Source organism: Colwellia sp. RE-S-Sl-9 (assembly GCF_048296855.1).
Taxonomy (GTDB): Bacteria; Pseudomonadota; Gammaproteobacteria; order Enterobacterales; family Alteromonadaceae; genus Pseudocolwellia.
In genome coordinates this window covers 2,134,298-2,146,993 of sequence record NZ_CP182631.1, presented here as the reverse complement: position 1 = coordinate 2,146,993, position 12,696 = coordinate 2,134,298, and the positions used below count along the sequence as shown (strand labels likewise).

Below are 12,696 nucleotides of genomic sequence, written 5' to 3'. Positions count from 1 at the left end.
AAAATATGATAGAGGTCAATGGCGATGAGCGATGACAATGAAGATTTAGGCATGTGGGATGAGGCAATGGAAGAGCAAGCAGAAGCCGAAGCGGCTGATGCGCAACCCGTTGAGTTAGACGAATTAGAAGCTGACGCTCCAATAACTGGAGATGAAAAGCGTAAACTTGATGCCATTTTAGATATTCCTGTGACTATTTCTATGGAAGTAGGGCGTAGTAATATTAGTATTCGTAATTTACTACAGTTAAATCAAGGTTCTGTTGTAGAGTTAGATCGTGTGGCAGGTGAAGCACTTGATGTGATGGTAAATGGAACCTTAATTGCTCACGGTGAAGTTGTTGTGGTTAATGACAAATTTGGTATTCGTTTAACCGATGTTATTAGTCAAATTGAGCGAATTAAAAAACTTAAATAATGGATTATTAATGCAAACATTTTGGTTTTTTGTTGGCGCATTTTTTTCTTCTACAAGTTTTGCAGAAGAAAAAACCGTACAAGTAGGTAAACATGTGACGGCGAGTACCGATCCAGTCACTATGATCTTATCGTTATTTCTTGTGTTATTGGTAGTTATTGCAAGTGCTTACCTTTTAAAGAAATTTCAAATTACCGCTCAAGGTAACAATCAGGGATTGAAAGTTGTTACCAGTGTACATTTAGGAACTAAAGAGCGTGTTGTTGTGGTACAAGTTGCAGATAAACAATTGGTATTAGGTGTTACTGCAAATCAAATTACACTTTTAGATACGTTAGATAAACCGCTAGAAACAGGTAAAAGTGCAACTGAATTTTTTGATAAATCCGTTGTTAATATGCTAAAAAAAAGCATCAAAAAAAATGATTAAACCTATGGTAAGTAACGTGAGAAATAAAGAGCTCAAAGCAATCATAAACACTGTTAAACAGCGTTTGCCTATCTTGGTGTTTATTCTTTTATCTATGTTTGCTTTTAGCGGTGTTAGTTATGCTGAAGACTTAAGTATGTCAGCATTAAAACTCACTACTAATCCAGATGGTTCGCAAGAATATTCAGTAACCCTCCAAATCCTTATTTTTATGACCGCCCTCAGCTTTATTCCTGCGGCGGTTATTATGATGACATCTTTTACTCGTATTCTTGTTGTTATGGCTATATTGCGTCAAGCCATTGGGTTGCAGCAAACACCATCTAATCAAGTGGTTGTAGGTTTAACCTTGTTTATGACCCTATTTATTATGACTCCGGTATATAACGAAATTAACGCGCGCGCTATTCAACCTTACTTGCAAGACCAATTAACATCCGTTGAAGCGATAGACAGAGCAAAAGTTCCATTGCGAGCTTTTATGCTTGAGCAAACACGTATAAAAGATCTAGACACCTTAGCAAGTATGGCGGGCATTGAACAAGTAGATGAACCTACTGATTTACCTATGACGGTTATCGTGCCTGCATTTGTCATCAGCGAACTAAAAACCGCCTTTCAAATAGGCTTTATGTTATTTATTCCTTTTTTGATCATCGATTTAGTGGTGGCCAGTATATTAATGGCGATGGGGATGATGATGTTATCGCCCATGATTGTTTCTTTACCTTTTAAATTGATGCTCTTTGTATTAGTAGATGGTTGGAATTTAGTCATTGGTACTATTGCAACCAGCTATGGGATGGGAGCCGGCTAATGAATCCAGAGGTCTTTGTAGACATCCTCAGCGATGCTTTATTTCTGGTTATTATATTAGTAAGTGCGGTTATTATTCCTAGTTTACTTATAGGGTTAGTGGTTGCGGTTTTTCAAGCGGCGACTTCAATTAACGAACAAACATTAAGTTTTTTACCTCGCCTGATTGTTACTTTGCTTGCTTTAATTTTTGGTGGGCACTGGTTGGTACGACAGCTCATGGATTTTACTATTCGATTAATAGGTAGTATTCCCAGTGTTGTTAGCTAATGGCGTGTTCAGCTAATGGAATTTACCGACGCAGTAATTAACCAATTTATTGCTGATTTTATTCTGCCTTTTACGCGTATTTCTGCATTAATTATGAGTATGATTGGTTTTGGTTCTAAAACTATTCCGTCATCAATTAAACTAGGTTTATGTGTTGTTGTTACTGTTGCTGTAATGCCTGCTATACCTCCATCAAATGTAGGTAATATATTTTCCCTCGCAACGGCTTTATTAATTGCTAAGCAAATTATTATCGGCATTATGCTGGGGTTTGTTACCACGCTTGTGATCAATACGTTTATTCTAGCGGGACAAATTATAGCCATGCAAACAGGTTTGGGTTTTGCGTCTTTAGTCGATCCTGCCAGTGGTATGAATGTACCTGCTGTTGGTCAATTTTTTCTTATATTATCTTCGCTACTTTTTTGGGTGATGGATGGGCATTTAGCTTATTTACAGTTTGTAGTCACAAGTTTTGATACGCTTCCTATCGGCTCTAACGATTTTGATAGTACAAAGTTTAGGGAGTTGGTTGAATGGGGAGGTTGGATGTTTGCTACAGCATTATCTTTATCTATTGCGCCATTAACCGCTATGTTACTTATTAACTTTTCTTTTGGTGTTATGACACGCGCCGCTCCTCAATTGAATATTTTCTCTATTGGTTTTCCTATTACCATGTGTGCAGGCCTACTTATTATGTGGCTAACCATGGGGAACTTTTTCACACATTTTCAAATACAATGGCAAAGGGCGCTTGAGTTCTCTTGTTATTTAATTGGCTGTAAGGCTGCATAATGGCTGAGTCTGATAGTGGTGAAAAAACCGAAGAACCCACGGCCAAAAAGCTTTCTGAAGCGAGAAAAAAAGGCCAAATAGCACGTTCTAAAGACCTAGGTACAATGTTTGTATTAGTAGGAAGCGCTGTGGCGATCATGATGGTAGGCAGCTCTTTAGTGGAGTCACTGTCGCATATTATGACCCGTTTTTTTAGCTTATCACGAAAAGAAGCTTTAGATATTCATGCCTTATTTAATGTTGCCCAAGGTACGGTATCCGACATTATTGCTCCGCTTTTATGGATTTTCTTTATTATCATGTTAGCTGCTTTTATCGGTAATACTATGTTAGGAGGTATAAGCTTTTCGGCAGAGGCTATGGCACCTAAGTTAAGTAAAATGTCACCTATTGCTGGCTTTAAAAGAATGTTCGGGGTTAAAGCTTTAGTTGAACTAATTAAATCATTACTCAAGTTTTTTGTTGTGTTCATTGTTGCCTTTCTTCTACTAACGAGTCTATTCGATCAAATATTAGGCTTAAGTTTAGAAGCTATTCCCATTAATTTTGAGCATGCTACAGACATGCTATTGTGGATGTTTTTAGTGTTAGCTTTGTCTATTGGTATTATTGCTGCTATCGATGCCCCTTATCAAACATGGGAACATAATCGACAGTTAAAAATGACAAAACAAGAGATTAAAGACGAATTTAAAAATTCTGAGGGTAGCCCCGAAATCAAAGGGCGTATCAGACGTGTTCAATACGAAATGTCGCAACGTCGAATGATGCAAGACGTGCCTGATTCAGATGTAGTTATTACTAACCCAACTCATTATTCCATCGCGTTAAAATATGACGGTTCTTCAGGCGGAGCTCCGCAGCTAGTGGCAAAAGGGATAGATGAAATGGCTATGCACATTCGCACTATAGCTAAAGAACATCAAGTAGAAATTATACAGTCACCCGCACTCGCTCGCTCCCTTTATTATACTGCTGAAGTCAATAAAGATATCCCCGAAGAATTGTTTGCTGCCGTCGCTCAAGTATTAGCATTTGTTTATCAATTAAATGAACATAAAAAAGGAAAAAGTAAACGACCTAAAGCTTTAGCCAAAAACCTCCCTATTCCAGATGAGTTCAAATATTAGTTTTTGCTATTTTTTCTTAAATAACAATTTAACCCTAAATTTGGTCTGGATATTGCTCTGACACTAGTATGTGTCAATTAATTAGCAGCCTTTAGATGCAATTTTCATCAGCAATAACTCAAGCAAAGCAACTTCGATTTAGCCAATTAAAAGGTATTGGTACGCCGTTTTTAGTGATGGCAGCGCTAGGTATGGTTATTTTACCTATGCCAGCTATTTTATTAGATGTGCTTTTTTCTTTTAATATCGCGCTATCCCTTATTGTGCTGTTAATTACGGTTTATACCTTAAAACCATTAGAGTTTGGCTCTTTCCCCGCGGTACTACTTATTGCAACTATTTTAAGGTTGGCTTTGAATGTTGCGAGTACGCGTATTGTTCTACTTGAAGGCCATGAAGGCCCCGATGCTGCAGGTAAAGTTATAGAAGCGTTTGGTTCTGTTGTTATTGGCGGTAATTATGCTGTTGGTTTAGTGGTGTTTTTAATCCTAATTATTATCAATTTTATGGTTGTTACTAAAGGTGCTGGACGTATTTCAGAGGTTACCGCTCGATTTACCTTAGACGCGATGCCTGGTAAACAAATGGCAATTGATGCTGATTTAAATGCCGGTTTTATAACAGCTGAACAAGCAAGAGAGCGACGTGTTGAAGTAACAAGTGAAGCTGATTTTTATGGTTCAATGGATGGTGCCAGTAAGTTTGTAAAAGGGGATGCAATAGCCGGTATTCTCATTTTATTAATTAATATTATTGGTGGCTTAGTTATCGGCATGGTTCAGCACGACTTATCTTTTGATAGTGCTGTTGAAATTTATACTCTATTAACTATTGGTGATGGCTTAGTTGCACAAATTCCAGGGTTATTATTATCGGTAGGTACCGCAATTGTCGTTACTAGACAAAACACCTCTCAAGACATGGGAGAGCAAGTTAGCTCTCAACTAGGCCAAGAGAAATCGCTTTATATTGCTGGTGGCGTTATGTTTATTATGGGCGTCATTCCTGGAATGCCTCATGTAGCTTTTTTAACTTTTGCTGTAATTATTCTTGCGGGAGCGTTTTTTGGGGCTAAGCTGAAAAAGAAAAATGCAGCTGATATTGTTGAAAAAGAAAAAGCAGCCGAAATTGAAAGTCAGCAAATAGAATCAGAAGTAAAAGATTTAGGTTGGGATGACGTAAATCACGTAGATATTATTGGCTTAGAAATAGGGTATCGCTTAATTCCATTGGTAGATAAAGCACAAGGCGGCGAATTATTAAATAGAATTAAAGGGGTGCGTAAAAAGTTATCTCAAGAGTTTGGCTTTTTAGTTCCTGCTGTTCATATACGCGATAATTTAGATTTAGACCCTAACACTTATCAAATTTCATTAATGGGTGTAACCGTTGGTGAGGCAGAAATAAGACATGATCACGAACTTGCCATTAATCCCGGACAAGTATTTGGTAATTTAGAAGGCACGCCGACTAAAGATCCAGCCTTTGGTTTAGATGCTGTTTGGATTAATCAATCACAAAGAGAATACGCACAATCTTTAGGTTATACCGTTGTTGATTGCGCAACAGTTTTAGCGACCCATTTAAGTCAAATTTTGACCAATAACGCGGCTCAATTATTAGGACATGAAGAGGTTCAAAACCTATTAGACATACTTGCTAAGTCTTATCCTAAATTAGTTGAAGGCTTTATTCCTGACACACTAACCCTTGGTTGTTTGGTTAAAGTTTTACAAAACTTAATGAACGAAGGTGTGCCGGTAAGAGACATGCGTAGTATTGTGCAAACACTTGTTGAATATGGACCTAGAAGCCAAGATCCTGAAGTTCTTACTGCGGCTGTTAGGATCACACTCCGTAAATTTATAGTACAAGAGCTTGTAGGGCCAGCTAATGAAGTACCTGTCATAACATTGTCACCAGAGTTGGAACAGATGTTGCACCAGTCTATGCAAATGGCTGGAGATGACGGCGCTGGAATTGAACCTGGTTTGGCTGAGCGATTACAAACTTCATTAATGGAAGGCGCTCAACAACAAGAAATGGCAGGAGACACGCCAGTTCTATTAACCTCAGGTATATTACGAACGGTATTAGCTAAGTTTGTTAAATATACAATTCCAGGGTTAAGAGTTATTTCTTATCAAGAAATACCAGACGATAAACAAATCAAGATTATAAGCGCGATAGGTAATACATAGCATTATTCGCTCGCGATAATAGATAAATAAGGGGTCCATAGTGAAAATTAGACGTTTTGTTGCCGCAGATATGAAGACTGCATTAGCGCAAATTAAAGAAGAGCTAGGTGCGGATGCCGTTATTATGTCGAATAAAAAGGTTGTGGAGGGCGTCGAAATTATGGCGGCTATTGACTATTACCCATCACAAGCCAAAGAGAGTATTGCTCCAGAAGCATCAGTAACAAATAATAATCCTCAAGATTTAAGTAATGATGTTGTGAGTTTAAGTGGACGTTCTGCAACCAAAACTCAACATGTAGAAGAAAGTGTAGACATTGGAGCAGCACCTGTTGATAGTTTATCAGCCTTGTTGAATCGTAAAGTTCAACAAGAAGCTCAAGCGGAGTCTCACGATAATAGCTCAAGAGAAAAAACATCTTCAAGCAATGATATTGAATTACAATTTAAAAATTTCACTGACCGTTTACAACACTCGACTCAGCAAAGAAACGCAGAACAAAATATAGAACAATCAAATACTTCCTCAATGCCGTCATTACAAAAGGACGCTGCTATCGTTAATGATGAAACAAATGATACAGACGTTTTTAATGATCCTTCGGTAACTTCTTTTTCTCATGATAATTCAAATGAATTTGAAACAATGAAAAAAGAAATGCATACCATTAGACACCTTTTAGAACATCAGTTGTCGGGTTTAATGTGGCAAGATATGGCACAAAAGAACCCTCAAAAAGCATTGCTCATAAACAAGCTAGTTGCTTTGGGATTAACAGACCATATGGCAGATCAAATAGCTGGTTTTATTCCTCCTCAACAAAATGAACAAGATGCTTGGGAGCAGGCGAAAAAATTTATAGCACAGCAACTAAATACAACCAATAACGATATTATTCATCATGGCGGTGTTATTTCTTTAGTGGGTCCAACAGGTGTAGGTAAAACTACCACTATTGCTAAATTAGCTGCAAGGTTTGCACAAATTCATGGTGCTGATGAAGTAGTATTAATTTCTACTGATAGTTTTAGGATCGGTGGTTTTGAACAATTAACCACTTACGGACGTATTATTGGTTGCCAAGTTAAGTTGGCTAACGATGCACAAGCATTAGACTCATTACTACAGCAGTTTGGACAAAAGAAACTTATATTAATTGATACTGCGGGTATGGGACAGAGAGACATGCGCTTAGCACAGCATTTAACAGATTTAATTGCCAATGCACGTGTGAGAATTCGTAATTATCTTGTGTTATCAGCCAATACTCAGCAGCGTGTTATGCAAGAAAATGTAGAAAGATTTAAAAAAATTCCATTAGCTGGCTGTATCTATACTAAACTGGATGAGAGTATTAGTATTGGTGAAATTATTTCTACCGCTATTCAAAACGGATTACCTATCGGTTACCTTACCGATGGACAACGAGTTCCTGAAGATATTAAGGTAGCAAATGCTGAAAAATTAGTTGCCTTAGCAGACAAAATGAGTAGTCGAATAAACCACCAACACACTAGTACATGGCGACCAATGCCTAAAAAAGAAGCAAGTGCAGCATAAATTGAATATGTTTAGCAAAACAAGCTAGCTTAAACTAATTAAATTAGTTAAATTGAATAACATTGATAAAAACCGCTTATAACTTCACGAGTTAAGATGTACTAAGCTATAATGTATTTACTTAGCAACATCTTTTCGAAAATAGTGTATGTGTCAGTGACGAGAAGATTTAAATGATAGACCAAGCGAGTGGTTTACGTAAGATGCAAGATTTACAACAAATTAAAGTTATTGCAGTATCAGGTGGTAAAGGTGGCGTAGGTAAAACTAACGTGTCTTTAAACACATCTATAGCATTAGCTCAACTGGGTAAAAAAGTACTTGTTCTAGATGCAGATTTAGGGCTTGCCAATGTTGATGTTATGTTAGGTCTACGTGTTCAACGTAACCTTTCTCATGTGTTGTCTGGTGAATGTGAATTAGACGATATTATCATCGAAGGCCCTGCAGGAATTAAAATTATTCCAGCCACTTCAGGTACTCAATCTATGGTTGATTTAACACCTAGTGAGCATGCAGGATTAATTCGAGCCTTTAGTGATATGCAAACAGAGTTCGATATTCTTATTGTTGATACCGCAGCAGGGATCTCCGACATGGTATTGAGCTTCTGTCGAGCCTCACAAGATATTATGTTAGTAGTATGTGATGAGCCAACGTCAATTACCGATTGTTACGCGTTAATGAAATTATTAAGTCGTGATCATGATGTATTTAAATTTAAGGTTGTTGCTAACATGGTACGAAGCCCTAACGAAGGGCAGCAATTATTTGAAAAACTAGCCAAAGTAAGTGATAGATTTTTAGATGTAGGCTTAGAACTTGTTGGCGTTGTGCCATTTGATGAAAACATACGTAAATCAGGTCGTAAGCAAAAAGCAATTATTGAAGCATTTCCTAATTCACCCGCTTCAATAGGTTTTAAAAACTTAGCAAAAAATATCATGAAATGGCCAATTCCTCACCAACCTTCAGGCCATTTAGAGTTCTTTATTGAACAATTATTAGAACATTAATATGCTAATTATCGCGAGTATATAGTTTGGGAAAAGCAGATGCCTACAGTACTCAAACAGATAAATCTGTTTTAATAGAACAATATACTGTTTTAGTTAAACGTATAGCCTACCATTTACTTGCAAGATTACCTGCAAGTGTACTTGTAGATGATCTTATTCAATCAGGAATGATCGGTCTACTCGAAGCATCAAATAACTTTGACCATACAAAAGGCGCAAGCTTTGAAACATTTGCAGGGATAAGAATTAGAGGTTCCATGTTGGATGAAATTCGACGTGGAGACTGGACTCCTCGCTCTGTTCATAAGAATAGTCGTATGGTGAGTGATGCGATAAAAGAGTTAGAGTCAGAGTTAGGAAGAGATGTAACTGACAAGGAAGTAGCAGATAAACTTGATATTTCTTTAAATGAATACCATCATATTCTTAATGATGTAAGTTCTGGGAAAATAATCGGAATAGATGATTTAGGTGTTAGTGAAGACGCTTTGAATTTAGAAAATAAATCAATAAGTGACGAGCCCTATAATCAAATTGAAGAGATTGTTTTTAAAAGAGCGTTAAGTGAATGTATTTCTACTTTACCTGAACGAGAAAGTTTAGTACTTTCATTGTATTATGATGAAGAACTTAATTTACGCGAGATAGGACAAGTTCTTGATGTAAGCGAGTCAAGAGTAAGTCAAATTCACAGTCAAGCTATGCATCGTTTAAAAGCTCGTATGCATTCTTGGCAAAGTTAAGTAGAATAATAAGTAATTTAAAATTTTTGAATGTTCTCACCGGAGGGTGCCTTGGATAAAAATATGAAAGTTCTTGTAGTTGATGATTTTTCAACGATGAGACGAATAGTGAAAAACTTGTTACGCGATTTAGGTTTTACTAACATTCAAGAAGCTGATGATGGTAGCACCGCTTTACCTATGCTTCAGTCAGGAGAGTTTGATTTTGTTGTAACCGATTGGAATATGCCTGGTATGCAAGGAATAGATTTATTAAAAGCTATTCGAGCAGACGCTAGTTTATCCCATATTCCTGTTTTAATGGTGACAGCTGAAGCGAAAAAAGAGCAAATAGTTATGGCCGCTCAAGCGGGTGTAAATGGCTATATTGTAAAACCTTTCACTGCTGCAACGTTAAAAACTAAACTCGATAAAATATTCGAACGCTTAGGTTAATTGAAAATCTTTCTTTAATACCTAAATAAATAAAGGATATTTTGCATGAGTAGTTTGCCTAAAGTACATGTTTCATTAGAACAAGCTAAATTGTTGGTTGAATATTTAGAAACAGATCAGCAAGACAAGGCTGATGAATTGGTTGCAGATATTCAAAGTCCAATCAATACAGAGCTGTTTGCTGAAATAGGTAAATTAACCCGTCAGTTACATGATTCTTTGAATAATTTTCAAGTTGACTCTCGACTCACTGATTTAGCAAAAGCTGATATACCTGATGCTAAAGAACGACTTAACTATGTTATAGAACGAACGGAAGAAGCTGCAAACAAAACAATGGATGCAGTTGAATCTATTTTTCCTGTGCTTGAGTCATTACAAAATAGAGTCGAAGTGGTTAATCCTTTATGGACAAAACTTATACAAAATAAATTAGAATTACCTGAGTTTAAACAGTTATGTTTAGATATTGATTTGTTATTAAAATCAACAGGAAGTGAAACAGATAAAATTCGTATATTAATGACTGATGTCTTGATGGCGCAAGACTTTCAAGACTTAACAGGCCAAGTTATTCGTAAAGTTATTGATTTAGTAAGGGAAGTTGAAGATGGTTTGATTGGAATGCTAACCGCATTTGGCATGTCTTCAGACTCAATTCAAAATAAAGCTAAACCTTCAGTGGGTGAAAATTTGGTTGAAGGTCCGATTGTAAATAGTAAAGAGCGTGATGACGTTGTTTCAGATCAAGACGATGTTGACGATCTTTTATCAAGTTTAGGGTTTTAAGGAGTTGCTAAATGTCGTTTGAGCAAGATGAAGAGATTTTACAAGATTTTTTAATTGAAGCAGGTGAAATTCTCGAAGCTTTATCTGAACAATTAGTAGAGCTTGAAAATGACCCCGATAATGCTGATTTATTAAATGCAATATTTCGCGGATTTCATACTGTAAAAGGCGGAGCAGGCTTTTTATCGTTAACAGAGCTTGTGGATGTTTGTCATGGCGCTGAAAATATATTTGACCTCTTAAGAACTAATAAAAGAACGGTTACCTCTGATTTAATGGATGTTATTCTGCAGGCAACAGATTCAATCAATGAAATGTTTGCTTTAGTTCAAGGAGGAGAGCCTCTCGTACCCGCTGCCCCTGAATTAATAGCTGAATTACATCGTTTAAGTGTACCAGAATCTGAAGACGTTCCTGTTGCAACGGTAGTCGAGGAGCCTGCAGCTCCTGTATCTTCAAGTTCATCAGATGAAATGTCTGAAGACGAATTTGAAAAATTATTAGATGAATTACATGGCGGCGGTTCTGTAACACCTCCGGCTACGCCTACTAATGTATCAAATAATAATAGTAATGAAATTACAGATGATGAGTTCGAAAGCTTACTTGATGATTTACATGGGCAAGGTGCTTTTTCTCCAGAAGTTAATAAGGCCGAAGCTAAAAGTAATCCTAACGAAATCAATGATGACGAATTTGAAAATTTATTAGATGAACTTCATGGCCAAGGAAAAGGGCCACAAAATGCAACAACTAATACTCAGCCTCAACAAGTAACACCACCACCTGCAACGCCTAAACCTGCTCCTGTAGCCGCCGTAAAAGCAGCACCCGCGAGCAAACCATCAACACCTGAGAAAAAAGCACCTCAAGCTACTGCTTCACAAGGTGAAACAACCGTTCGAGTGGATACTAAGCGACTCGATCAAATCATGAATATGGTGGGTGAACTAGTACTAGTTCGTAATCGTTTAACTAGTTTAGGAATGACCAAAGAAGATGAAGATTTAACCAAAGCTGTTTCTAATCTCGATGCTGTGACAACTGATTTACAAGGCGCTGTAATGAAAACGCGTATGCAGCCTATTAAAAAGGTTTTTGGCCGCTTTCCTCGGGTTGTACGTGATTTAGCTCGAAGCTTAAATAAAGAAATTAAACTTATTCTTGAAGGTGAAGAAACTGATTTAGATAAAAATTTAGTTGAAGCTCTTGCTGACCCATTGGTGCATTTAGTGCGAAACTCAGTTGATCACGGTATTGAAGATCCTGATGTTCGAGAATCAAAAGGTAAAGAAAGAGAAGGAACCGTAATACTTTCAGCTTCACAAGAAGGTGATCATATTCTTCTTACCATTCGAGATGATGGTGCTGGAATGAATGCTGAAAAATTGAAAGAAATTGCTATAGAGCGTGGTGTATTAGATGCAGATGCCGCGGCTCGTATGTCGGATAGTGAAGCTTTTAATTTGATTTTTGCACCGGGATTTTCAACCAAAACCGAAATTTCAGAAGTTTCTGGTCGTGGTGTAGGAATGGATGTTGTAAAAACCAAAATTACGCAATTAAACGGTACTGTTAATATAGATTCTGAATTAGGTATTGGTACTGTACTTGAAATTAAAGTTCCACTGACTTTAGCCATATTGCCTACTCTTATGGTTATTATTGGCAAACAAACATTCGCTTTGCCATTAGCGGGTGTAAATGAAATATTTCATTTAGATTTAACGAGTACTAATATAGTTGATGGTCAATTAACTATTATTGTTAGAGATAAAGCCATTCCATTATTTTATCTTGATCAATGGTTAGTTCGAGATTATGTTGAAAAACCAAGAGATACAGGGCATGTAGTTATTGTACAAGTAGGGAGCCAGCAAGTTGGTTTTGTTGTTGACAGTTTAATTGGACAAGAAGAAGTTGTTATTAAACCCCTCGACCGTTTATTACACGGAACTCCCGGTATGGCAGGAGCTACAATCACGAGTGATGGTGGCATAGCATTAATTGTTGATGTTCCTAACCTGCTTAAATATTACGCTAAGAAATCTAGTGTTCATAAAAAATTACGTACAAGATAAAGAGAT

General features: G+C 37.0%; 13 protein-coding genes. All 13 read left to right on the top strand.

Going from position 1 to position 12,696, the window contains the following annotated elements:
• Window positions 1-24: 24 nt before the first annotated feature.
• The 13 genes from fliN to ACM9HF_RS09155 all read left to right on the top strand — a co-directional run bounded on the left by fliN (window position 25) and on the right by ACM9HF_RS09155 (window position 12,690).
• Window positions 25-417, top strand: a complete 393-nt coding sequence (gene fliN, locus ACM9HF_RS09215) for a flagellar motor switch protein FliN (RefSeq protein WP_473617740.1) — start codon at window positions 25-27, stop codon at window positions 415-417.
• A 10-nt stretch (window positions 418-427) separates the two neighbouring features.
• Window positions 428-847 (top strand): flagellar biosynthetic protein FliO, encoded by a 420-nt coding sequence (gene fliO / locus ACM9HF_RS09210; RefSeq protein WP_473617736.1) that lies wholly within the window; start codon window positions 428-430, stop codon window positions 845-847.
• 94 nt (window positions 848-941) lie between these two features.
• A complete protein-coding gene (gene fliP, locus ACM9HF_RS09205) occupies window positions 942-1,664 on the top strand; it encodes a flagellar type III secretion system pore protein FliP (protein ID WP_473618278.1) in 723 nt (240 codons plus the stop codon).
• Window positions 1,664-1,933, top strand: a complete 270-nt coding sequence (fliQ, locus tag ACM9HF_RS09200) for a flagellar biosynthesis protein FliQ (RefSeq protein ID WP_076416947.1) — start codon at window positions 1,664-1,666, stop codon at window positions 1,931-1,933. Before fliP ends, fliQ begins: the two co-directional genes overlap by 1 nt.
• A gap of 15 nt (window positions 1,934-1,948) precedes the next feature.
• A complete protein-coding gene (gene fliR, locus ACM9HF_RS09195; protein WP_473617731.1) occupies window positions 1,949-2,731 on the top strand; it encodes a flagellar biosynthetic protein FliR in 783 nt (260 codons plus the stop codon).
• Window positions 2,731-3,861 (top strand): flagellar biosynthesis protein FlhB, encoded by a 1,131-nt coding sequence (gene flhB, locus ACM9HF_RS09190; RefSeq protein ID WP_473617727.1) that lies wholly within the window; start codon window positions 2,731-2,733, stop codon window positions 3,859-3,861. Before fliR ends, flhB begins: the two co-directional genes overlap by 1 nt.
• A 95-nt stretch (window positions 3,862-3,956) precedes the next feature.
• Complete coding sequence (gene flhA / locus ACM9HF_RS09185) at window positions 3,957-6,062, top strand: flagellar biosynthesis protein FlhA (protein WP_473617723.1); 2,106 nt, start codon at window positions 3,957-3,959, stop codon at window positions 6,060-6,062.
• A 40-nt stretch (window positions 6,063-6,102) separates the two neighbouring features.
• Window positions 6,103-7,623: a flagellar biosynthesis GTPase FlhF gene (gene flhF / locus ACM9HF_RS09180; RefSeq protein ID WP_473617719.1), complete on the top strand. Its 1,521-nt coding sequence runs from the start codon at window positions 6,103-6,105 to the stop codon at window positions 7,621-7,623.
• Window positions 7,624-7,796: 173 nt separating this feature from the next.
• On the top strand, window positions 7,797-8,639 hold the full coding sequence (locus ACM9HF_RS09175) for a MinD/ParA family ATP-binding protein (RefSeq protein ID WP_473617715.1): 843 nt from the start codon (window positions 7,797-7,799) through the stop codon (window positions 8,637-8,639).
• A gap of 26 nt (window positions 8,640-8,665) precedes the next feature.
• Window positions 8,666-9,385: an RNA polymerase sigma factor FliA gene (locus ACM9HF_RS09170; RefSeq protein WP_473617711.1), complete on the top strand. Its 720-nt coding sequence runs from the start codon at window positions 8,666-8,668 to the stop codon at window positions 9,383-9,385.
• A gap of 51 nt (window positions 9,386-9,436) precedes the next feature.
• The gene (cheY, locus tag ACM9HF_RS09165) at window positions 9,437-9,820 is read left to right on the top strand and encodes a chemotaxis response regulator CheY (protein WP_473617708.1); all 384 of its coding nucleotides are present in this window, start codon (window positions 9,437-9,439) and stop codon (window positions 9,818-9,820) included.
• 45 nt (window positions 9,821-9,865) lie between these two features.
• The gene (locus tag ACM9HF_RS09160) at window positions 9,866-10,609 is read left to right on the top strand and encodes a protein phosphatase CheZ (RefSeq protein ID WP_473617704.1); all 744 of its coding nucleotides are present in this window, start codon (window positions 9,866-9,868) and stop codon (window positions 10,607-10,609) included.
• Window positions 10,610-10,620: 11 nt separating this feature from the next.
• Window positions 10,621-12,690, top strand: a complete 2,070-nt coding sequence (locus ACM9HF_RS09155; protein WP_473617700.1) for a chemotaxis protein CheA — start codon at window positions 10,621-10,623, stop codon at window positions 12,688-12,690.
• The last annotated feature ends 6 nt before the right edge of the window (window positions 12,691-12,696 follow it).

Excerpts from the sequence above, each read along its gene's own strand:
- fliO (WP_473617736.1), top strand. The coding sequence starts at position 428 with ATGCAAACATTTTGGTTTTTTGTTGGCGCATTTTTTTCTTCTACAAGT.
- ACM9HF_RS09155 (WP_473617700.1), top strand. The coding sequence starts at position 10,621 with ATGTCGTTTGAGCAAGATGAAGAGATTTTACAAGATTTTTTAATTGAA.
- flhA (WP_473617723.1), top strand. The coding sequence starts at position 3,957 with ATGCAATTTTCATCAGCAATAACTCAAGCAAAGCAACTTCGATTTAGC.
- fliP (WP_473618278.1), top strand. The coding sequence starts at position 942 with ATGTTTGCTTTTAGCGGTGTTAGTTATGCTGAAGACTTAAGTATGTCA.
- ACM9HF_RS09160 (WP_473617704.1), top strand. The coding sequence starts at position 9,866 with ATGAGTAGTTTGCCTAAAGTACATGTTTCATTAGAACAAGCTAAATTG.
- fliN (WP_473617740.1), top strand. The coding sequence starts at position 25 with ATGAGCGATGACAATGAAGATTTAGGCATGTGGGATGAGGCAATGGAA.
- fliQ (WP_076416947.1), top strand. The coding sequence starts at position 1,664 with ATGAATCCAGAGGTCTTTGTAGACATCCTCAGCGATGCTTTATTTCTG.
- fliR (WP_473617731.1), top strand. The coding sequence starts at position 1,949 with ATGGAATTTACCGACGCAGTAATTAACCAATTTATTGCTGATTTTATT.
- ACM9HF_RS09175 (WP_473617715.1), top strand. The coding sequence starts at position 7,797 with ATGATAGACCAAGCGAGTGGTTTACGTAAGATGCAAGATTTACAACAA.
- flhB (WP_473617727.1), top strand. The coding sequence starts at position 2,731 with ATGGCTGAGTCTGATAGTGGTGAAAAAACCGAAGAACCCACGGCCAAA.